This window comes from Mycoplasmopsis citelli, from assembly GCF_900660645.1.
GTDB lineage: Bacteria > Bacillota_I > Bacilli_A > Mycoplasmatales > Metamycoplasmataceae > Mycoplasmopsis > Mycoplasmopsis citelli.
The window spans coordinates 19,099-43,958 of record NZ_LR215036.1 but is presented as its reverse complement, the minus strand read 5'-3'; the positions used below and the strand labels follow the sequence as shown (position 1 = coordinate 43,958).

10 protein-coding genes are annotated in these 24,860 nt (G+C 28.1%); 2 read left to right on the top strand and 8 right to left on the bottom strand.

Going from position 1 to position 24,860, the window contains the following annotated elements; genetic code table 4:
* Positions 1 to 42: 42 nt before the first annotated feature.
* The 4 genes from EXC58_RS00150 to EXC58_RS00135 form a co-directional block, all read right to left on the bottom strand.
* The gene (locus tag EXC58_RS00150) at positions 43 to 522 is read right to left on the bottom strand and encodes a PTS sugar transporter subunit IIA (protein WP_197723772.1); all 480 of its coding nucleotides are present in this window, start codon (positions 520 to 522) and stop codon (positions 43 to 45) included.
* A 2-nt stretch (positions 523 to 524) separates the two neighbouring features.
* Positions 525 to 818 (bottom strand): PTS sugar transporter subunit IIB, encoded by a 294-nt coding sequence (locus tag EXC58_RS00145; protein ID WP_129725054.1) that lies wholly within the window; start codon positions 816 to 818, stop codon positions 525 to 527.
* An 83-nt stretch (positions 819 to 901) separates the two neighbouring features.
* Positions 902 to 2,704: a PTS ascorbate transporter subunit IIC gene (locus EXC58_RS00140; RefSeq protein ID WP_129725053.1), complete on the bottom strand. Its 1,803-nt coding sequence runs from the start codon at positions 2,702 to 2,704 to the stop codon at positions 902 to 904.
* A 44-nt stretch (positions 2,705 to 2,748) separates the two neighbouring features.
* Complete coding sequence (locus EXC58_RS00135; protein WP_129725052.1) at positions 2,749 to 3,804, bottom strand: phospho-furanose lactonase; 1,056 nt, start codon at positions 3,802 to 3,804, stop codon at positions 2,749 to 2,751.
* Positions 3,805 to 4,222: 418 nt separating this feature from the next.
* Between EXC58_RS00135 and msrA the strand changes: the two genes are divergently transcribed.
* Entirely contained in the window at positions 4,223 to 4,732 is a 510-nt protein-coding gene (msrA, locus tag EXC58_RS00130; RefSeq protein WP_129725051.1) for a peptide-methionine (S)-S-oxide reductase MsrA, read from the top strand.
* 68 nt (positions 4,733 to 4,800) lie between these two features.
* Complete coding sequence (gene rbfA / locus EXC58_RS00125; RefSeq protein WP_129725050.1) at positions 4,801 to 5,142, top strand: 30S ribosome-binding factor RbfA; 342 nt, start codon at positions 4,801 to 4,803, stop codon at positions 5,140 to 5,142.
* 86 nt (positions 5,143 to 5,228) lie between these two features.
* Here rbfA and EXC58_RS00120 read toward each other — a convergent pair whose 3' ends face one another.
* The 4 genes from EXC58_RS00120 to mnmG all read right to left on the bottom strand — a co-directional run bounded on the left by EXC58_RS00120 (position 5,229) and on the right by mnmG (position 24,818).
* Positions 5,229 to 13,826, bottom strand: coding sequence for a hypothetical protein (locus EXC58_RS00120; protein ID WP_129725049.1), 8,598 nt, complete (start codon positions 13,824 to 13,826; stop codon positions 5,229 to 5,231).
* Between the two features lie 13 nt (positions 13,827 to 13,839).
* Positions 13,840 to 22,272 (bottom strand): hypothetical protein, encoded by an 8,433-nt coding sequence (locus EXC58_RS00115; protein ID WP_129725048.1) that lies wholly within the window; start codon positions 22,270 to 22,272, stop codon positions 13,840 to 13,842.
* A 276-nt stretch (positions 22,273 to 22,548) separates the two neighbouring features.
* Positions 22,549 to 22,983: a 23S rRNA (pseudouridine(1915)-N(3))-methyltransferase RlmH gene (locus EXC58_RS00110; RefSeq protein ID WP_129725047.1), complete on the bottom strand. Its 435-nt coding sequence runs from the start codon at positions 22,981 to 22,983 to the stop codon at positions 22,549 to 22,551.
* The gene (gene mnmG / locus EXC58_RS00105) at positions 22,983 to 24,818 is read right to left on the bottom strand and encodes a tRNA uridine-5-carboxymethylaminomethyl(34) synthesis enzyme MnmG (RefSeq protein WP_129725046.1); all 1,836 of its coding nucleotides are present in this window, start codon (positions 24,816 to 24,818) and stop codon (positions 22,983 to 22,985) included. Before mnmG ends, EXC58_RS00110 begins: the two co-directional genes overlap by 1 nt.
* Positions 24,819 to 24,860 lie beyond the last annotated feature (42 nt).

Below are 24,860 nucleotides of genomic sequence, written 5' to 3'. Positions count from 1 at the left end.
AATTTTTTCTTCCTTTCTTTTTTATATAGTTTTTATTGGATTTTAAAATTCTGGAGCTTCAGCATCAATTTTAGTAATTAAAGCTAAAACTTCTTCTTTACTTGAAGCATTCATAATGGCTTCTACATTGCTTGGATCTCCAAAGATTTTAACAATTTGAGGCAATGCTTCAGAGGTGTGTACTTCTGCACTAGTAGCTGCTAAAGCAACTAATAAACGCACTGGACGCTCATCTTTTTCAAAATAAACTGGCTCTTTTAAAGTCACTAGTGAAAAAGAGTTTTGAAGCACCCCAGCTTCACTTTGAGCATGTGGCATAGCAAAATAATCAGCCACAATGTAGTAAGGTCCGTATTTGTGAGTATTTTCAATTACTGCATCAAAATATCTGCTTTCAACTAATCCTTTGTCAATAAGCGGTTTTACCGAAAGGTGTACAGCTTCTTGTCAATCTTTAGCACTAAGACCTACATTAACAGTGTCATGTTTTTTTAAAATTTCAAGTAAGTTGATTTTTTCCATAATTATAATCCTAATGCTTTTTTAAGAGCTTCTTTGATTTCGTTTTTATCCATTAAGTTGGTAACTCCAACAATTTTAGCTCTTTGATTGTGATCAAATTGGTCTGAAAGATGTTTTGAAGAGATGATAATATCAACTGAATTAGTTAATCCAACTGATTGTCCCATTGAAAGAGCATCCACTTGAGCATCAACTCCAAGTTCTTTCATAATGTTTTGAACTGATAATTTAATAAGCATACTTGTTCCCATTCCATTTCCACAAGCAGCAACGATTTTTAATTGTTTGTTTTCCATGATTTTTGTCCTTTGAATTTTGATTTATTATATTAATTAAATTATAAAATAAAAGATTAGCATTAAGCTAATCTTTTTACCAATTAGCTATTAACTAATGTTGGTTTTAATTTAAGAACTTTTTGTAAGAATGTTGGTTTGGTTTGTGATCCATTATCTACAATCATACCCATTGCAAGCATTGCAAAAATTGCTAATACCACTAAAATTCAAGCAACTACAGTATTGTATGATGAAATTCACATTAATAACCCAAAGAAGATATTTCAGTCAGCCATACCAATAAATCCACTATCTACTGGCGAAATAATTCCAAGCGAGCTAGTAGCATTAGAAATAGCTCTAGTAGCAATTGAAATAATGATAATTTCAATAAATCCAATAATTCCCGGAAGAAGTAAAGCGGCTTTTCAACCACCACTTGCATTAGCATAAACCCCAAGAGAACCAGAGTTAAAGAATAATGTAATAAATAATGGAATTGCAATAAATAAAAAGTTTTGACCAGGGATAAATGATAATGCAATAACAATTCCTACCCCTGCAAATTGACCAATAACCCCAGAAATAAATCCAAAGGTTACTGAGTTAATTGAAAATCCATAAACTGCAGCAACATCAACGGCAACAACTGCCCCAGGAATAATTTTTTCACTAATTCCGTGGAATGATTGTTGTAATTCGGTAATAAACATTCTAACACCGGTAATAATTGCAATTAAAGCAGCAACAATTTTGAGAGAACCACCAAAGATATTAACCACAAAGTTGGCTCCACCAAAAGAACCATTTCAAAGTGTGTATTTAATTGGTCCTTTAGATTTTGCTAATTCAGGGTTTAATTCTTCGGCGTCAATAAATTTATTAAATGAACCATCAATAACTGTTGTGTGATCTACAGCAAGCAAAATAGCAAATAACGATAAGAACAAAATTAAAACAATAACTGTTTGAGTAAAAATATTATCTTCAAATATTTTTAAATATGAAGGTAATTTTTTGGTTTCAGCTGAATCTTCTTTTTTACCAAAGAATCTTCCTAGTTTGTAACTAGTAGCAATCGCTAGCATTTGTTGGTGACCAATTGAAAATCCAGCGTTTTGAGTAACTACATTAGTTCCTTTTGTAGTTGCAGTTGAAGCTGTTGCTCAATATGCTCCAAGTAAAATACCCGATATAACAACTAATCCAGCTTGTTCACCAAGACTTAATGTTCCTTGAAATAAACTAAAATCTCTAAATAATATTACATAAAGTATAGTTGTAACAACTGCACTTTGTTGTAACATAACATGCCCTGTAATCATTAAACTGTTAGTGTTAGTTCATCTTTTAAGAGCCACCATAATCATGTTAATGATATATCCTAAAATAAAAGTAAACGAAATAAGTGAAGTATAATCATTTCCTTTAAAGGCATTAGCAAAGAAATTATTAGAGCTAGCAAGTGCAAAGTAAGGATCAAGAGGAACAACCCCTGCACCTCCAATATTTTTAATTCCTCTAAATACTGGTTCTGCTAAAGAAATTAAAGTTCCTGAACCAATTGATAGAAGTAAAAAACCAATAATAGTTTTTAGCGCTCCAATAACTGATTGTCTTAAACCTCTTCCCATGGTCATGTATCCTACAAAGGTAAGGGATCCAAGTAACAATGCAGGAATTTTAAAGAAGTTATCTAAGTAAACTCTGTTAAATAGGAACAAAAACGCTTTACCTACAGCATCACCACTCCAAGCAACAATTTGAGTTCCTTTTTCAGGTTGGGTTGGAAATGCTGATTTAACTAATACAGTAATTAAAATAATTATGATATTAATTGCGGCAAAAACTGATCATCCAACAATTAGACCGGTTTTTTTCTTTTTGTCTAATTTTTTAATCATCTTTCCTTCCTTAAAGATTAATTTTAAAAATATCTGTTAGCTTATTAACTAACTTTTAAGAGTTTTTTAAGTTCTAAAACTCTTGGATTAACTTTTGAAAGATCAAAAGTTCTTTTTTCATCAAAAGTTAAGATTTCTCTTGGGTTATTTACTAACATATCTTCAATAGCTTCTTCACTTACACCAACTTGTTTAAGTAAAGGAATGAATCTATCAAATAAATATCCTAAACCAAAGGTTTCTTTTCCTTTTTCAAGTCCATAGTGTCTTTGGTATAAAATTCTACCTGCATCTAGTGATAAAGTAATGTGTTTTTGATATCCTTTATCTACTAAATATTTAATATTTTCTGCTAAAGTAGCATCAGTGTAGTATTTAACTCGATCAGGTCCATCAAAACAAAGTGAAACACCTAACTCGCTAATAATTTTTTCATAGTAATACTTATCTGGATTTTTGTTTAGGTGTGATAATTGAATTTTTCTTGGATTTGCCCCAAAATCAATTAAGTGTTGAGCTGCTTCATAAGCCATGGTTCCAAGTTGAGTGTGAACTAAAATTGGAGCACCAGTTTCAATACTTGAACGAGCAGCAACTTCAAGAGATTTTAATTCAAGGCGGTCAATAGCTGCATATCCAGTCCCAGCTTTAATAATTCCAGCTTTAGATGCTGAACGTTTCACCACTGGTCCGCTGTAGTTAAGTTCATCCATCCCTTCTTCAATTTCTGCTTTAACCATTTTAACAATCTCATCAATAGGTGCTAAAGCAAGTCATGAAGCACCTTTATCATAAAAGGCTGCCTTGTGAAATCCAGTTGCCATAATAAGGTGTGCTTTTCCTTTAAGCTTATGAGCAATTTCTAGCATTCTGTGAACATCTCTACCCACATTAGGTGGATCCATAGTAACCATGGTTTTTCCACCTTTAGCTACATACTCTTCCATTTCCTTAACAGCTGCATCAATTGAAAGCATCACAAAATCTGGATGTTCATGTGCTTCTGGTCCGTAGTTTTTAATTAAGTGATCATGGCAATCCACAACCCCTAATTCTTGTGGATCAATATCACCAAGTACAGTTCTTGCAAATTTTTTCATCTATTCTCCTAAATATGTTTTGAACTAAAAAATAAGAAACTTATTTTTGTTTTGTATGATTATTTTAATCCCTGTATAATTTTAAGTTAAAAACCAAAGATTATATAGAGATATAATTAAAATATAGCTTAATTTACAAGAAAATGAACAGAAATTTTCAAAAACCTAGTAAAAAGATGAAAAAATTAATGTAAATGTGGAAAATTTTCCACAAATAAGGATTTTTAGGACCTTAATTTAATCTTTTTGAGCAACTTTTAGGCTTAAAAAATACCTTTTACTATTTAGTAATATATAATATTAGGCGAAATAATTAGTTAAACATTTAATTATTAAAGGTTTATTGTAATTAAATTGTTAAATTTTCCTAAAAGATTTTTTGCTTATTTTTAAGCAAGGTGAAAGTGTAGGTTTAATCATGGAAAAAGAAGTATATTTAGCTGGTGGATGCTTTTGAGGAGTTCAAGCTTATTTTGCAAAAGTTAATGGAGTCTTAAAAACTAGTGTTCATTATTTAAATGGTGGTTTTGAAGGAGTTTCTTATAAAGAAGTATGTAATAATTCTTCACATGTTGAAGCAGTAAAAATTATTTATGATTCAAAAATCTTAAGTGAAGCGGAAATTTTTGATCTTTTTTTAGGAATTATTAATCCGTATTCATATAATAAACAAGGAAATGATAAAGGGGTTCAATATCGGGTAGGAATTTATTGCAAAGATCCAGCTTTAAGACATACTTTTAATTTGTTAAACAATGAATTTAAAGCCAAAGAACGCAAAGATAATTACATTGAAATTTTAGATGTATTTGATGATACTCTTGCTGAAGAATATCATCAAGATTATTTAAGCAAAAATCCTTTTGGATACTGCCATATTAATTTAAATTCACTTCCTAAAAAATATCAAAAAGATGATGAAAAATAACTTTTTTACGGTATATCAGCAAATAAAAGTTCCTTATTAAAAGAACAGGATTTAGCTATAATTATTCTATGAATAATGTTAATTTATCTCGTAAAGAATCACAAGTAATGCAACTAGTTGCCGATATTTTAGCTAATGAAATTACTAATGCAAACATCATTGATCCTGTTGTAGTGGATGCAAAACTTTCTGCAGATTTATCGCATCTAAAAGTTTTTGTATCACTTGGAAAAAGCCCAAAAAAAGGTCTTAAAGCCCTAAATAATGCCGCAGGGTTTGTTCGGAGCGTGCTTGCAAAATCACTAAATTGACGCAAAGTTCCTGCAGTTATATTTTATTTAGACGAAGTAACTAGTCATGGAATGAAAATTGATGCTATTTTAGAGAAACTTAAAAAAGAAAGCAATTAACTTTTAGACATATTGTTATGCTTAAAAAGAAAATAAAAATACTTTTGAATTTAAAAGATTCAAAAGTATTTTTTAAACTAGAAATATTAAGGGGTTTGATTATTCGGTTTACGAAGTTTAAATCAGAATTTATTAATTACAGCTCCATACAAAGTATCATAAGCTTGCTCTTTTAATAAAGTAGCTTCATTATTGCTTGTAACAAAAATATTAGATCTAACTGGCAGTAATCTTGCAGTAGTTGGATCGTTTCTATTTGTTCTTGAAACAATTTTTTGTCCACCTGAAAGTGGGTAAATAGGAATTGATCCAAATGATTTTGATGGTGATTCAATTAAAAATCCGTTTTCATCAATCATTTTATTTGGTAAAGATGAAAAAATTGAATATGCTCGTGAAAGCTCACCAGGAGTGGCTATATAACGAGTGTTAGGAGCATTGTATTTATCATATAATTGATTTAAAAACTGCTTATCTGCGTCTTTAAAATTAGTGTTATCTTTATAAGTTGCAATTGTAGATTTAATATTTTCTACAATGACAACATACATAACATTTTGTAAAAACGAGTTATAAATATATACTTTTCGTGTTACTGGGTCATAATCAAAATTAAATTTGTATAAAATTGCATTTAAAAGGGTTGGAATTTTATCATTTGGTAAGTTATATCATGAATTTGTAGTACCATAAAAATTTCATCCAGAATTACGTCGATCATTAGGATTAACAAGTTGGTGCATCCTTGCTTCATAATAAAGTGGAGCATTTGGATCTCCATAAGTTCTTCCTGGAGCTGCAACTCCAGTCAGAAATCCACCTGCAAATTGTACAAAGGTAAAGCCTTTTTCAATATCAAAAGGAATAATTCTTAAATATTGATCTGGTTCAACGATATTTAAAGATAGATTGTATGTCATCGCAATTGAATCTTGATTTTTGATATCAAAAGAATACATATCATGATTATTATTGCTTTTATTTACATAAGCACTATATCTTGTACTAGCTACGTTATTTGTAGTTTCTGTTGCGTAATCAACGTTTTGTAAATTTGGATCTGTAGAGCTATGTATTGAATTATAATAAGTCGAATTAGGTTGAATGATCTTAGAAGATGTATCAATAGCTGAATTATTTGTATCTAAATCAAAAATAGCTGCTTTCATTTTGTTGTACATTCTATTAATAACATCTTGTTTAACACTATTGTAGTTTTGATCACTAGTACTTGCTACTTGAGGGATGTTTCAACCAGCTTCATCAACATCCAGAACTTCAATTTTAGTTGCAGTTCCTACGTTTTTATTTTCATCCACAAAAATACTTGTAGTTTCATCAGCAATTCTAATAGTATCTACTGTTTTGAAAGTCATTACTACGTCTTTTTCAATTTGCAATGGACCAATATCACTGGTACTTGATTCATATGAATATACCAACTTAGCGCGAAGAGATTGACGATCTACTTCATCTTGTGTTGAATCTACATTTTCAAATCACCCATTATCATTGTATTTTTTAATATAAACTTTAAAATTCACTGGAGAAAAAATTGATTTTAAATCACTGTTATGCAATACATCTTTTTTAGTAAAGGCAAATTGATCAAACATCTCTAAAAATTCATCATTGTTATCAATTTGCACTAAATTACTATTTGGTCCTGTAGCTGAAGGAATAAAAGCATTAAAATTAGCAATAAATTTTTTCCGTGTCACTTCATTTTTAGCAATGATAACTTTGTATTTATGATTAAAAGCACCATCTAAACCTTGAATTATAGGTTCAAGATTATTAACTTCATTTGGATCTGCATCAAGTTGATCTGCTAAAAGATTTTTATTATTAGTTTCTCTGATTCAATCTTTATACTCAGTGAATTTATTTAATAAATTAAATGCTTGATCATCGTTATTACTATCTTGATTTAAACTTGTAAAATCATAATTGCTTGGATTAGTGTTTAAATTGTTAATAAGTTGTTTAACGGTTTCTTTAAAAGCATCAAAAGCACTTTTAACAGCATTAGTATATGGAGAAATAGTTGAATATGAGACATTTGCATAAATATCATCAAAAACTGTTTCTAGCGGATTAAAATTTAAAGCATTAGTAAGTGCATTTTTAATATCACTTTCAAATTCAAGTCAATTATGATTTAAGCTATCAACTAAATTAGCAAAATTAGCTAAAGTGGTTGCATCACTTTGAGAGCTAATTTGACCATATAATTGCTCAAGTCTTTGAACTTGATTTTTAAATAAATCATATTGAGTTTCTAAAGATTCAATTTCATTATATTTATATAAATTAACTGTTTTACCATTAATATCTAATTTTAATGGATCTAATTTTTCAATTAATTTAACGTAAAATCCGGCTTTTTCGCTTGAAAGAGCATTTGTGGGTTTGGGATTAAATTTTTGTTTAAAGGATTCTTTGATTGCATTTGTAAAGGTGCTAATAACATTTTGATAATTAGTGCTAATAACTGCAATTAAAGCATTAATTTTAGTTGAATAATCATCAACATTATTGAAGTCACTTCCTAAAGCAGTATTAATTTTATTAGTTAACTCTAAAATTGGAGCATATTCAGTTGAAGAGACTCCCGAACCATTTCGAGTAGCTTCTTGAGTAGCAGCAAAGCTATTAAAGTAATCATTAACAAGATTTTGAATATTTTTAACTAAATTTTGTCCTTTATCATATAAATCAAATACTTGTGCATTAAACACTGATTTAGCTTTATTAAGTGCAATATTAACTTCTGAGTATGATAGAGTGTCTTTTTTAGCAACTGCATCAGTTAAATTATCAATAGCATCGCTATTAAAATTACTTAAGTATAAATCATTTGCATTTTGTTTTTCAAAATGAGTGTAATTATTAGCAATATAAGTTTTTACTTCAGTATCAGAAGTAAGTTGCTCTTGAAGCTGATTGCGTTTTGCGGTTAATAAATCAGCAATATTGCTATTAATTGCGTTAAAGAGTTCAATTTTGTGTGCTTCATCATTACTATCTGTAGCTAAAGTGCTAACTGGTCCATCAGCTACAGCAATGGTGTTATTTAATTGAGCAAAAGCACTATTAACTGCATTATTATCTAATGAAGTATCTTTTAAAGCACTGTAATCAAGCGCTTGGTGATATACTCTTCTTAAATTAATGGCGTTTTCAAGTGCATATGCAATTAGTGAATTTTTAGCACTTGCACCCTCGCTTGGATCAACTTCATTAACCTTTCTAAAATATTTACGTAATAAAGTTGCTGAACTAATATTAGGGTCTGAAAACTCTCTTAAAAATGCATCTAATTTATTTTTAATAACTGCTTTATCAGTATTAGTTAAAATATTAGCATCATTGTATTGTTTTAAAACACTTTGATAATCTGTTAGTGCTTGAAGTTTGTAAGTTAATTCAACTATTTTTTGAGTAATATTTTCAAGAGAATTATCACCATTTAGGCTCATTTTATCGGTATTATCAAAATATTCTTTAGCTGAATTAACCATTGTTACAGCGTTATTTTTCACTTGATTAAATGAACTTTCAGCACTTGTAAAAACATTTGCTAAATTACTCAAATCATAAGTTTTTGTAGCAAGTTCTTTCAAAGCATTTAATTTATTTTCGATAATATCAACCTTTACACGAACAGCATTTAAATCGCCACTTTGATCTGGATCTGTGCTTTTGGTAATTGCAGAGTTATTTTGATTATTTAACTCAGTTAATAATGCATTTAATTTATTTTTTAAATCATTATGGACAAGTGGAGTATATTGTTCAGTTAATAAGGTGTTAATTTTGTTGTGTGTTTCTTCTCTATAAGTGTGTTTAAGTTCAATTTCACCTTTGGTTTGTAAAATTTCACGTGTTAATTTATTTGTCAATGAATTGTAATTTTCTAACGAAAGTGGATTGGAACTATTTAAATCAAATAAATCAGCTACTGAATAATTATTTCCTGTTTGTTTTCCTAGTGATGAGTTAGTGTTATTATTTTGAGTTGGAACGCTATCAGCAAGAATGGTTAACAATGAATTAAGATCTACTTTTGATACTTCTGAAGCATTTGCAGCAAAAGCATTTGCTAGATTGGAAACTTCAACATCTGCATCAATTACATTTTTAAATGATTCTAATTTTTGAGTGAGATTGTCAATTTTTTCTACTGCTTCTTGAGAATATTCTAAATTAATGGCTCCGCTCTCAAAAGAATCTAAATATCCGTTTAATTGTGGTAATTTAACACTTTGATTAGTCGAACCAAAGTTGAAATTACCATCATTAATAGTATTTTTAAGTTCCTTAATTTTAGTAATTAGATTATCAGTTTTGACTAATTTGTTAGTAGTAAATGCAATTTGATTTAATAAATTATTATCAAGAGAATTTTGTGCATCAAAATATCTATTTCGTGCCTCTGCGATAAAATTATTTAAACTTTCTTTATATGAAAGAACTGCTTTAGATTGACCATTAACAAGTGAATTTAAAATATCACTTGCATGACCAATTGCTTTTGCTACATCAGCTATTAGTTTTGATTTACTTAAAATTAGTTCAACTCCGCTTTGGATTTCTTCAAATTTTTGTCCATCATTGGTTTGTTTTAATTGTCCTTTAATGCTATTAACATATGCATTTAATAACAATTTAACTTGATTATCATAATTAAGCACAAGCTCATCATCTAAACGTTGAACTAATCCTTGAGGACCTTGAGCATTATTATCTAAAAGTTTAGCTACATCTTCACGAATTTTTTTGTAATTTGTTGCTTTATTATAAACGGCTTGAAGTTTGCGTTTTTTCTCCTGCAAATCAGAATAATTATTATCTGCAAGTGCTAAATTTGTATCTAAAGATGTTTTTAAATTATCTATAGTTAGACTTTGAAGATCTTTTCGATCCGGATTAGCTTGCAGTTCAGTAATATAATCAGCTACATCTTTTTGAACACTAAAAAGACCAAAGAATAAATCAACATTTTCAACAAGATGACTTGCTTCTTGTAATGATAAATCATTCTTAGCAACTAAAACTTTTGTATCAGATTCAAAAGTATTTCATTGAGTTTTAATTTTAGTATATTGTTCTTCGGTTTTACTATCAAAACCTTGTGCAAAAGTTTCAATATCTTTAAGTTTATTTAAAACTAAATCTTTGTCAAAAGCAATTTGAAGTTTTGTATTATAAGCTAGAATGTCCCTAGTATCAACATTAGGTTTTTGAGATTCACTTTTATCATTTTGATATGCTGTTTTAGCAACTTGATAATAAGTATCAAAACCATAACTATGGTGTGTTATTTTTAACTTATCACTTTGAGTATCTAATGAAGAAATCTTTGCATTAATTGTGGAGAGAGCTTGATTATATGCATTAAGTAAAGAAACTTTTTTGGTCTCAAATTCTTTAAAATCAATCTCTAATTCAATTGTTTTTAAATCAATTTGTTCTAAAGTTAAATCATTATATAAAACTTCATTTTTCTTTTGTTGAATTGTAGATATATCGCTATTTAAAGCTTGATAAATTTTTCATTTATCAACATTTAGAGCATCACTTAAAGCACCGTATTTATCCAGAAATTTTTTCTTACCCTTGACAATAGCTTTAGCACTTTTTAAAACATTTATTTTATGTTCAATTTGTTCTGGTGAATTTGTAATATTTAAATCATTGCTTTTAAGTAATGAATCAATATATTGAGATATAGCTGAAGTTAAACCTACATTATAATCATTATAAAGTTTTAACAATTCTCCAGAAACAAGAGCAAGTGGTTCTAAAGTTTCTAATTTATTAGCAGCACTACTAGCTTGAAGAAGCTGTAATTCATTTTGTTTTACTGAAGCAAAATTATTAACTTTTTCAAGTAAAAATGAGTAATTAGTATTTGCACTTCCGCTACCTTTTTGTCCGGTATTTTGTATGTTTTGATTAATTTTTACAATTTTATCTTGTTCATAAGCAAGTAAAATTTCATTTCCTCGTGCTAATAATTGATCCTTAGCATTTTCAAAAGCAACTACATTTGGGATATTTTTGGGATCATTTAATTCAATGATCAAATTATCAATGTTAGCAATTTCACTACGAGCATTTTCAATTGCTTTGGATGTTTTATTAAAACTATATTTAGCACCAACTTTTTCAGCAATAATATTGCGTAGTTTCTTTTTGTTTGCTTCAGCTTCAAAAAGCAGTGGAGTAATTGAACTTAATTTAGTTCCTCGTTCAATTAAAAGATTGCTTTTTTGTTTTGCGAGAGGATCTTTAATATCTTCAAGGAGCTGGTTGTATTGTTTTAAAATTACTTTAGCTCCTGGTGAAGATAGTTCATTTCCATAAGATTGATCAATTTTTGTTTTAAGCTCTTGAACTTTAGCATTTAAAAGCGAATTAATATTGGCATTATTTAGTTCTTTTAAGGTTTTATTTAAATTATTTATTACCGCTTGAATTTGTTCATTTGTAACGCTTGGATTTTGATATAAAGTGCTTAAGGAATTATGAATTTGAGTAATTTTATCAGTATAAGGTTTCAAAGCTAAGGAATTATTTCCGCTTTGAATTTGTGCTAAGGCATCTAAGGCACTTTGATCTAAGTGTGATAATTGTCTAAAATTATTTCCAGTTTCAGTTAAATTTCGCAATTTAGCAGAAAGTTGCTCAATTTTTTCAACCAAATCCGGATTTCCGTTTCCAGAATTAATTAATTTTCTTAATTCATCAAGACGCTTTTTATATTCGTCATATAAATTGCTTCGTTTTTGTTCATTTTCAGTTGGAACATAAGTATCATCATTATTTGAAAAGACTGTTTTTAAATAATGATCGGCAAATTCAGAAAATTGTTCAACATCACTTTGATTATAAGCATTAACTAAATTTTGTAATTTTACATTATATTTTTTAATTTGCTCAATTAATGTGGCTGTAGGAACAGGATCAAAATCTATAATCATTGGAGAAGCGATCTTATTTAAGTTTTGTGCTTCTAAAAGAATTGATTCATTAATGTTAACATTAAGATTTTTTAAGGACTTAATTTTATCATCCATTTGGTCAATTAATTGTTTTAAATTTGTTTTAAAAACTAATCTTAATGATTCATTAAGTTTGTTTTTAACGGTAGTTAAATAAGTTGAAGTTACATCGCTAGAATAGGTTTTAATTACTTGATTATATAGTTCAGAAAGCTGATTTTGAATATCTTCACTGGTAAATTTAAGTTTTTTAACTTCAAGAATTTGGTTTTGAAGTAATTTTAATTCATTATTTAAATAAGATAAATTGTTTAACTCAGTATTTTCTTTATTATAAAAACTAAACAATTGATTTGCAAGATCTTTAATTGATACTTTTTTAGAAATAATGGAATCTGCTTGTGATTGCAAAATAATAGCTCTTTTTTGAGAAATAATCTTATTTTCTTGAGCTTGCTTGAGCTTGCTTTTAAAATCATTTATTAATTCATTAACAAACTTTAAAGTATAAAAAACGCTAAAAAGCTCCGCTTTAGTGCTAATGAGATCTTTTTTGTTATCAATTTGAAGACTTTTCGAAATGGCTTGAGCAAGAGTTTTTTTATAAAAATTTAATGACAAATCAAATTTATCAAAATAAGTATTTAAGTCGCTAATTACCCCTTTAATTTCTAAAAGCGATTTTTTCTCATCTGAAATTTGTTGATAAAAGGTAACTACACTATTACGAATTTGATTTATATCAGCTTTAGTTGAGGCGATATTTAAATTAATCTGAGTTGAATTAATAAAATTTTTAACATTGTTTTTTTCGGTGTTATTATAAGCAGTATTTTCAGTATAAGGATTAATTAATTTTAAATATTGCTGGATTTCATTAATTTCACTTTGGGAATTTTGCAAAATCACATCAAGTTTAGCTACTTCTTTTTGAGTGTCTTGCGAAGCTATCTGAATATCGTTTAAGTGAATAGAATTGCTGATAATGCGTGAATATAATGGAGTTAAAGAAGTTGAAACATCTTTTTTAAGTCCTTTAAAAGGAATAGTATCCACTTTATTTGCAGTTGTTTCGAGCAATTTAATAAACGGATCTAAAATATTGTTTTGCGATTTAACAAATTTGGAAATTTCTTCTGATAGCATGCTTAAATACTTTTGTTTTTCAGCATCACTGGCACTATTAATTACTTCAAAAAATTTAACTGAATGATCTTCTTTAAGTTGAGTGAGTTGATTTTTTAAATCTAGTTCACGAATTCGAGCTTCTTGATTATTTAAAACTTTGGTTCAAAAATCCTTAGTTTCCTGAGGAGAAAAAGTTAATTTACTGAGATTGTTAATATAAAAATTAAATACTGTTTGCTGAGCTTTATCTAGTTGAGATAATTTTTCTTGGAGATTGTCATTATTATTTTTTCAAGATTCTTTAGCTTGATTATATGCATTAATAACTTCATTTTTATCTTTAGCTGAAGAATTAATATAAGGTCCATATAATTTAAAAAGATTTTCACTTTCAAGTAAATTTCCATAAACATTTGAATTACTAATATTCTCATTAGAGTGAATTGCAAATAAAGTAAATCCTAAAGCAACTGAAGCACTCCCAAGTGCTGAAGATGTGATAATAAGTGATTTTTTAAAAGTTTTTTTGTGTATATGTTTTAACATAATATCTCCTTAATTAGTGTATTTTGAACTTAATGTCAAATTTCTCAAGTGCAAGATAAAAATCAGCATCACCTATTCCACCTTTAATTTGGTTTGCACCATCTTCCCCAATGTATATATCAGTATTTCATAAATTAGAAAAGTGTAAGTCTTTAAATCTAATACCCACAAAATCACGCATTCTTATTTTATCCATTACATAATCATAAAATTGATCTAAATTTACTACTGGAGAATTTGCTGCTTTTCCGGCAGTGGTACGATTGTAAAAGTAAACATATCTTAGTTTATCATCATCTCCAAGAACAATATTTTGTACATTTGTAGTTGGGTTTTTATCAAAACGATTTGAAATTTGTCAAGAAATAATCATAATAGCTTGTTCGACTTGTCCGTTAGCTTGAGTTTTTTGAACAGGAACTCCAATAATTATTGGTAAAAATAAAATTTTCTTATCAGCATCTTTTGCAGGATTATAAATGTATTTTCATTTGTTGTCTCATTGATAAAGATTTTTATCATCACGATCAATTATTCCTCTAACTTGAGCATCAGTATTTAAGAAACGAATTCCCTTATCAGTTGAAAGGTAAGGGTTTAAAGTTTTTCAATAAATTTTATTACCTACTTGAGTATATCCTTTGTATGAACCACTAAATTTAACTTTGATTCTAAATTCTGGACTTGAAGTTGTATCCCCAGATGCAACAGCATCAATAGGAGCGTCAACATCTTCAGTAAAGTAATTTTTTGAAGTAAAGCTGGCTTTAAGTGATGAATATTTATTAAAGGCTCCAAATAATTTTACTGGGGCTTGCAGGTTATTTCACCCTGCTTCTGAAGCAGTAAAAAGAGGTTGAGTTAACTTACTAATGTTTTCGATGTTGGATTTGCTAATAACAAATTCATCTAAAGTTTTAAAGGAAATTCCAATATTTTCAAATTTCATTCCAAAATTATCAATATTATCAAAAGCAGTATTTGTTGCATTAATGGTAGTTGGTTTTTTGAACCTAAAATAAAGGTTAATATACCCTCTTTTAATTGAAGGGTCAACGGTAAATTGTGAGGTTAAATATTTAGCATTTGGATCAGTTGATGATTTATAAACAAAAACTTCAACATTATCTTTGTTAAAAATTGGATCACTACCTTTTAAAATATTAAATTGATCAAATAAATTTCCAATCTCTCCGCTACCATCATCATGTATAAAGTCATTAATTTTTTTAACCTTATAAGTAATTCCATCAATATTAAGATCTTCTTCAGTTAAAGAGGTCGAATTATCAATAATTTGTGAAAATTTTTCAAGCTGAGTGCTTTCTTTAGCAGTAACATTTGCATAATTTAAATGCCCATTAGTACTTTCGGTTAAATAATTGAAAAACAAGAGTTTATTATTTAAAAAATTCATTCAGTTTTTTAAATCAAGGGCTCGATTAAATCCTTTAGTAATAGCACTATAAATATCAAAATCACTAGCATTATCTTTTGTTAGATTATTTAGCGATCTTTCTGATTCAATTGCTGGATTGGCAATTTTTTCATATTCATTTTTCACAACACTAAATTGATCATTGCTTGCAGGTAAATTTGGAGCAATTTGTGCTGTTGATGCAATATATTTTAAAACATTTTCAATGTTAGCTCTTCCGTCATATCCAGTTGCTCCCTCAATGTATTTATGTAAAATTTCTTTAAGAGTCTCTAAATCTTGTGCATTTTGCCCAAAGATTAACAATTGAAGTTTATCTTTAGTTTGAGCTATATTTAAAATAGCTTGTTTGTATTTATTGAAATATTCAGTTCTTGCATTGGTAATATTAGTTGGTGTTCCACTTGCAAATGAAGTATTTGATTCATCACTTTCATTTCTTAAATCGCTTTGAACAGTGGTTGAAATATTTGTAAAATTACTTGTAAATTCAGTAATTTTGTTGCTTAAATTTTGAGAAATTTGGAAAATTTGGTTTAAAATGCTTTTAACATTTGTAATATTGTTATTATCAACTAATTCATCGTTAATTTGTTGATAATTAGAAATGTTTAATAAAATTGATGGGACTGATTTAATTGAAATGAGATTTTGATAAAAGTTAATAAATTCCTTAGTAACACTCGAAAGAGTTTTGACCACTTCATTTGAATTAACACTTTTTAATCAACTAATTAGTTGTGTGTCATTTTGAGAAACTTTATTTGCGTATTCTTTTGCTTGAGTATGTACAGTATCTGAAGTTTGAGGATTAACTACATTGTTAAAATCATCTAAATCACTTTGCTTAATTCCAGAAATTTGTAAAATAACTGATTTGTCAATTCCGCTTGTATTTTGTGCGTTTAAAAAATCATAATACTCAGTAAATTTACTTTTGTAAGAATTGTAACGATTAGCTTCTCATTTATAAACAGCCAAAGTTTGCTCGTCATATTTACTATTTGCATTTACTAAGGCATTGTTTAAAGCAACTACTTTTTCAGGGGTTGAAAGATCGATATTTTTAATTGGATTTAAAGCAACATCTTCATAATCAGCTAATTTTGGTGAAACATTTTGAACTAAATATGCTCCAGTGATGTATTTTTCTAATTCTAAATGTTTTTCATATTGAGTTTCTAGTTTGCTACTTTCAGCATGTAAAATTAAATCTAACGCTCCATCATTGGAATTATAAACTTCAGAAATAAGTGATAATTTGTCATTTTCATTATGGTTGATGTTATTTAATGCATTATTTGCTTGTTGAAGTTTAGTTTTTAAAGATGCATATAAATCTTTGATATTCTGAGGTTCGTAATTAGCATTAGCATTAATTTGAGTTTCATAGCTTACTAAATATAAATTAGCTTTATAAATAGTTAATTGCAACGCTTTAGAATTAACAAAAGCAACTCTAAAATCAGTATTGATGTAACTTTCAAGTAGCCGTTGATAATTTTCTTTACTTTCTAAATCAGGATTATTTTGCAATTCTTCAAAAGGCTTATTGATAATGTTTAAAAGTGGAGTTTTAGCACTAGCACTTAGAAATTCAACATTTCCTTCATTGCTGTTAAAGTTTTGTACTTCATTTTTAGCTTTAGCAACATTTACAGCTAAATTTAGACGAGCAATATATTTTTCTAAATCAGAAATGTTTGTATCTAAATTACTAAAATCTTTTTCAGTATAATAATAAGATTTTCCTTTAGTAATTTGTTCATTTAAAAGATTTTTTGATTCAATAACTTTTGGATCACTTTCAATGGTTGCGTCAATTGTGTTTAGAGCATCATTTGCTTGTTTAATTGTGGAAGCAATTGTTTTGAATTTACCAAAGAACACATCCATTTCAATAACACCATTAACATAATTATTAACATCATCAACTGAAGTTGCGCTAGAAATTTTTTGAGCTTCAGCGTGGAAAAAGTCATCAGCTTTGTCTTTTAATTCACTATATTGTGAATCGACATCATTGGTACCAGTTTGATAAAGCTGTGTAATTTCTTTATGCTTATAACCGTTTTTGTTTTGTTCTTCTTTATAAATAAGATCTAAAGCATTTTTGCGAGCAACGTATAAATTGTAAGCATTATCAAATTCTCCGTTTAATTGTGGAACTAATAAATTATCAATTTCAGATGCAATTTTGCTTGCTTCTGGAACACTTTTTAAAATGGTATCTGATAATTTTTTAGAATCTTCTTCAAAACCATAATTATATGAATTTCCGTTTTTATATGTAAAGTTTTTATAATCACTTATATTTTTAACATTATTGACAATTATGATTTTAGCTTTTTGAATATTAATTAGTTTTTCAACTGATTTTAGTGCAGATTCAACTTGAGAAATTATCGATTCATCAACAGCGTTATCATTTAACTTAGCAGTTAAAGCGTCAAAATAATTGCTCATTTTGGTTTTTGCATCAGTAGCAGTCCCTTGATTACCAGTTCCATCTGGATAAGTCATTGGAACAAGAGTTTTTTTAGTATTAACTAAATTATAAATTTCTTTAAATTTATTAAGTAAATTAATTTTGCTTTCAAGTTGAGTGTGTTTGGTTAAAACATCTTGAGAAGATAAAGTCAAATATGAATCTTTAAATGAATTGTGTAAATTAGTAATAGAAGTTAGAATTGATTGCTTTCCAACTTCTTGGGCTTGAGCTTGATTGGTATTTACTAAATTTGATGCTTCATAAGCTTTTAAAGCTAAATTAATTAAACTTTCCTCACGTAGTTGAAGAGTTTTTAAAGTTCTTTCGTTATTAAATAATTGTAACTTAGTGCTTGCACTATTGGTAATTGCTGTAATTTCATCTAATTTGGCTAAAATTTGAGTTTTTAAACCAGAATCGATGCTATTATTGTGTGTGTCAATTTTATTTGAAACAACGGTTTTATATCCGTTAATTTGGGCTAGCTGCTCATCTTTAATTTCATTAAATGAAAGAATTTCAAAATATTTTTGATTTAAAATATCTCTACTATTAACGATACTATTAGTAGTTTTTAAGTACAATTCTTCGCTAGTTTTATTTGCTAATTCATTAAAAACAAAATTAAATTCGCCTAAAAAGTTATCCAAAATATGCTGTTCTTGGAGAACTTGATAGTTTTTTTGGCTAGTGTGAGCTTTTGAATCTTTATCTAAATAATCTAAAATCAACTTAGCTTGATCAAATAAAAGACTAATTGCAGATAATTTATAATTATCCTCACGAATATCAAGGGTTTTAATTGGATCAGTAAATGAAATCACTTTATCTTTAATTGCTTGAACTCATTTTTGAAGATATGACTTAATATTATCTGGATGAGCAAGATTTGAAACTTCAGTGCTATATGAATTCATTGTATTGATTTTGTTAATTATTTCTGTAGATCTTTTAACAAATAAATCTTGTGCAAATCCTAGTGGAGCTTTATCTAACTGATTAAATAATTGAATTGTTAAAGTATCTTTTTTACCTGAAGAATCGGTGTGATTCACTAGTGAATCAAAGTCAATGAAAACTTTTTCAGTATAAGTAAAGTTGGTTAATTGAACATTATTTTTTCGAGCATTGTATTGAGCTTGCATTGCTGTTTTTTTCGATTGAGCATCATTTCAGGCTTCTTCAATTTGCTTTCTAATTGATTTTTCATTTTTAATTGAAGCTTCAATTTCGTCTCTAAGTTCTCCTAAAGTAAATGAAGAAGCATAAAACTCTCCTAATCTAGCTTTGTAATCACTAAGTTTTTGATTATAATTAGCAATTGCTTGATCAAAAATAGCCCGATTTTTATCATCATCAGTATATACCTTCTCAAATTCTTTGATTTGATTTTCAACTTCAAGAAGAATGTTTGCTTTTGAAGTTTGCTCACTTAAAATCCGTGTTTTAAAATCAACAATGCTTAAAGATTCTCCAAATTTAATTAAAGTATTATTTGGTTCATCTTTAAAAGCGCCACTGTCAGGCTTATTGTTAATCACTTTTAAAAGTAAATCATAAGCAATAGGGTTGTTATTTTGATTAATACTTTGAAGTTTTAATGCATACTCTTTTAATGCAACAGCTAATTTAAGGTATTTGCGAATATCATTTTCAAGTTCATCAACTTGATCTTGGGTTTTGTTGGTATTATTGAGCATTTTTTGAGTTTCAACATTGATGCTATCAATTGAATTATTAATTTCTAAATAAGGATTTATAGTGTTATAGTTTACATCAGTAATTTTATTAGCTAGAATTTCTTGATTAGTTTTTTTAAGAAAAGCAACTGAAATAGCAAGTGCTAAATTAGTATTTTGCTGTTTTTCTTGTTCAATTTTAGCAATAATTTCTTTTTTAGTTACTACAGAAGTAAATAAACTTTCTAAAAAAGCATCTACTTCATTAGTAATTGATGAAGCTTTATCATACTCATCTTGGGGTTTAAAGTTTCCAAAAGCTTGATTTTGAGTATCGTGAATTAAAGCTTTTAATCCTTTGTTGGTTATCTCTAAATCTTTAGCACTTTCAACTACATCCATTAAGTTAGCGACTTTGTCATTAATATCGCTTCTTTGTTCATTATTTAAGGTTTTATCCGAAAGCTGCTGACGATATTTTTCAAGTTCATTTAAAATTTTAATCTGAGTTGGAGTTTGATTTCCATTAATTGTGTATGGTGCAAAAGTGTCGTTAATTAGTTTGTAATTATCTACTAATGCTTGACCACTTTGGTATTGTGCTTGTTTTTCTTTATAAGTTTTGATTCCCTCTAATAATTCCCTCTTTAAAGCTTCTAAATTATTTGAACTTCCAGCATGTTCAAGAGCATCAAAAACTGAATTTTTTAATTCTCGAATTGCTGCTTCTTCTTGCTGTAAATATGCTTGTTCTAATTTTTTGTTTTCAGAAGATTTAAGAGCCTGATCTCCTTGGAATACAATCTCTTCAAGTTCTTTAAAGCCTTCTGCATTTGCTGCAATGGTACTAAGTTGATTTTGAATTTCTATAAATTTATCTTCTTTTTGCTGGTTTTTTAAATTTGGGTTTTGTGAAAAAATTTGTGCTTGTTTACGAAGTTCTTGAGACTGATTTAGTAATTTATTCCCAAAATCTGAAGTTATTTTTTCTTGATTGGGAGCAAAAATTTGATAGATTTTAGCTCTAGTATCACCATATTTAACATAAGTTTTTTCTAATCCATCACTAATATTGGCTTTTTGTTTTTCTTTGCGATATTCACCAATAAGATATTGTAAATCTTCTCGAATTGCTGTTGAATTTTCTGGAATTAAAGAACTAGCTTTAGAATTAAGATATTTTAAGTTATTTTTAATATCTTCAGAAATATCGCTATCTTTATCAATAAGAGAAGCAGATAAATTTACTCAATTTCTTAACTCTAAACGATTAATTTCTCTAAGTTGATTACTTTTAGTTCTAAGGCCATCATTTAATTGCTTAATTGATGGAGCATTATTTAAAAGTGAATTAATTTCTAAAGACATTTCTGATAAAGCATTTTTATTTACATTAAGTCCATTTTTTAACGAATCGCCTACTTGTTCATTAAGTTTTCTAAGAGAATTTTTAAATACTTCAGATAGTAAAGCATTATCATAAATATTATTAGAAAGCTTATTTAAATTATGTAAATAATCATTGATATTTTGATAATCTGAATTACTAATTTTTTCTAATTGTTGGTTAAAATGTGTAGCTTCACTGTGACTAATGCTTTTATCTAATGTATAATCATTAATTTTCTTTTTAATATCTTTAATTCAATCTTGAATGTTTTTAGCACTTGTTTGTAAATTAATTACCTCGGAAATACGATTTAAAATATCGCTTGGATTATTTTGAGGTTTTTTTGAAATAATTTCAAGTTGATTATTAATTAGTTTTTGAATTGTTGGGTTATTACTAAATTTTTTTAAATTTACTAAATAACTAGAAAATGTGGTTAAAAGTTTCTCTAATTGTGAATTTTCTTTATTTAGTGTTTCAAGTTGATTATTGACTAAATCATTTAAATATGATATTTCTGAAGCTTTATCAAGAGCTAAAGTAGGAACAGGATTAGCTGCTAGATTTTTATAATCATCAATTCTTTTTAAAAAATTATCTTTAATACTTTTATCAATATTAATAAGGTTAATTTCATTTCTTACACGAATAACATTTTCCAAAAAGTTATTATAATTTTTGTTTTGATCACTTTTGTTTGAACTTAGTTTTTCGATAATTTTATCATAAACTGCTTCATACTCTACTATTGCATCACGAGAATATTGTGGTTGTGAAAGTAAAGATAAAATTTGATCAATAGTTGAAATTAAAGCACTTTTTTCTTGAGAACTAAATAATGAAGAATTATCTTTAATTAAATTTTCGTGATTGGTTCAAATTTTAGTTTCAAGACCAAAAGAAAAATTATTCTGCTGTTCAATAAGCGGATCGATAGCACTATAAAAGTTATTTAAAAGGGAGTCTTTATTTACACCTGAATCAATAGCTTTGATAAGATTAACTTTAGCAATATCAATAATATTTTGAAAATCCACATCCTTAACTAGTGAATAATATTCAGTAACTAAATTTTTGACATCATCAGCATTTTTAGCAACAGTAAGTAAAGCCTTTGGAGTGTGCTGTTTCAACATATTTCTTTGTTCAAGCATTAAGGCAATACTTGAATTTTCATTAGCAAGAAGCTGATTGGCATGATCAATCTCACTAAAGAGACTTTTAATTTCATCGTTATTTGAATTATTTTCTGTAATTGAAAAGCGTTTTAATTCATTATTTGTTTTTAAAACTTGGTTTTTTAGCTCCATAAAGTAATAAGTTTGCTCATGTTTAACTTTATAAGAACTATGCATTGAAAAGGCTAAAGACGCACTAATTAAAGCAGCAACTCCTGAAACTCCAACTCCAATTCCTAAGGTTGTAATTAATTTTTTTGACTGTTTCATAATATCCTTTCAAAGGTTATTTTTTGAACTAAATTATTGAGAAATTTTGAACATTTTTAAAACTTATATGTATAGTTTTTATGCAATAGATAAATTATATATATATATATATATATATATATATAGGAACTTTTTTCAGAAAATTTTACAAGGGGTTTTTGTAATAATAAAAATGACTTTTTTATCCTATAATTGTAAATAAAAGTATAAAAATAAAACATAAGCCTAACACTTATGCTTTATTTTTGATTAATTTTTTGATTTTTAATTTTACTTTTATTTATGATATTTGATATTATGCTTAATACTAAAAGAACGGTAAATTTGTTCTACTAACATGACTCTAAATAATTGATGCGGAAAAGTCATTTTTGAAAAAGAAATTTTATTGGAAAAATATTCTTCAGCAACTCCGTTTGACCCTCCGATAACAAAGGTAACATTATCTGTTTCTAAAAAGTTTTTACCAAATTCTTCAGAACTTACTTGCTCTCCTTGAAGTGAGAAATAAATTACTTTAGAGTTTTTAGGAATCTTTTCTAAAATCATTTGAGTTTCTTTGAGAATTTTTTGCTCAACGTTATTGAATTTTTGTTCTCTAATTTCAATTAAATTAATTTTGGTAAAAAAGGAAAGTTTTTTAGCATAATCATCATATAAAACTTGAAATTCTTTAGTTAAAGAGCCAACAGCTATAATATTAATTTTCATTATTTTTTTCCATAAAAGCTTTGAATATGGAACATTAGCATTTGAATATCAGCTGGATTAATTCCGCTAATACGTGAAGCTTGGCCAATAGTTAAGGGTTTAATTGCTTGTAGCTTTTGTCGTGCTTCAGTAGCAAGATTTTGCACTTTATCATAATCAATATTGCTTGGAATTTTAAAATTATCTAGCTTGCTAATTTTTGATGCATGCGATTGTTGTTTTTTGATATATCCATCTAAGCGAATTTTAGTAGTTAATTCAGAAATATAAGGAAAATCTCCTAAAATATCTTCTGGATTAACATCTGGACGGGCAATAACTTTATTAAGTGAAACTCCATTTAATATTCCGTATTTAATAGCAATAGGATCTTTGGAAGAAATAAACTCTTTACTTAATTGTTCAATTTTTGCATCAATTAGGTTATATTTATCGATAATTTTTTGATAAGTTTCATCGGAAACAAGTCCTACTTCATTTCCGTGTTTTGCAAGACGTAAGTCTGGATTGTCATTTCTAAGTAATAAACGATATTCAGCTCTAGAAGTGAGCATGCGATATGGTTCTTTAGTTCCTTTAGTAACTAAATCGTCAATTAACACTCCGATGTAAGCTTCTGAACGAGATAAAATCAGTGGTATTTTGTTTTCTAAAGAAAGCGCTGCATTAATTCCAGCAATAAGTCCTTGACAAGCAGCTTCTTCATAACCACTAGTTCCATTAATTTGTCCTGCAGTATATAAGCCTTTGATAATTTTAGTTTCTAGCGAAGGAAAAAGCTGTAATGGATCAATTGCATCATATTCAATAGCATATCCTCACTTTTGAATTCTGGCGTTTTCCAACCCTGGAACCGAACGAATCATTTGATCTTGAACATCAATTGGAAGTGAGGTACTAAGACCATTAACATAAATAATAGTTCCATCAGCTGTTTCAGGCTCAAAGAAAATTTGGTGTCGTTCTTTATCTGGAAAACGCATAATTTTATCTTCAACACTTGGGCAATATCTAGGACCCACTCCTTCAATAAGTCCTGAATACATTGCTGAACGATGAATATTATCACGAATGATTTGATGAGTTTTTTCGGTAGTATAAGTTAAATAGCAAGAAACTTGTTTATCAAGTTTAATATTTGAACGATTTGAAAAATGAAGTTGCGTATCATCAAGCTGTTCTTTTTCAACTTTTGAAAAATCAATTGAATCAGCATACACCCGACATGGAGTCCCAGTTTTAAGTCGTTGCATAACAAATCCTAATTTTTCCATTGATTGACTTAATTTAGGAGTGGTTTTTAAATTATCTGGACCAGAAATTTTGACTTCTTCTCCACGTAATACGCGCGAATTCATATAAGTGCCAGTAGTAATAACACCCTTAAGAGCTTTAATATTCCCTAAATTTTCTAGCTTTACTCCTTGGAAAATATTATCTTCATTAACTAAAATTTCCTCAGCAGTATCTTCAAGAATGTCTAAAAAAGGATGCTCTTCAGCGGCTTGTAAAATCAAACGTGAATATTTATCTTTATCAATTTGAGCTCGAATTGCCCGCACTGCAGGCCCTTTAGATTCATTGAGCATTTTAATTTGAATCATTGCTAAATCACTAAAATATCCTTGAACTCCTCCAAGGGCATCAATTTCTCGGGTAATAATTCCTTTTGCTGGGCCACCAATTGAGGGATTGCAAGGCATCATTGCAATTCTGCTTTTATCAAAAAGCACAAGTGCAGTTTTATGTCCTTTATTCGCACTTGCAAAAGCGGCCTCAACTCCAGCGTGTCCGCCACCGATAACAATAATTTCGTATTCTTTTGAAAAACTCATAGTATATTTATTTTAACAAAAAAGCCCTTTAAAACCTTTAAA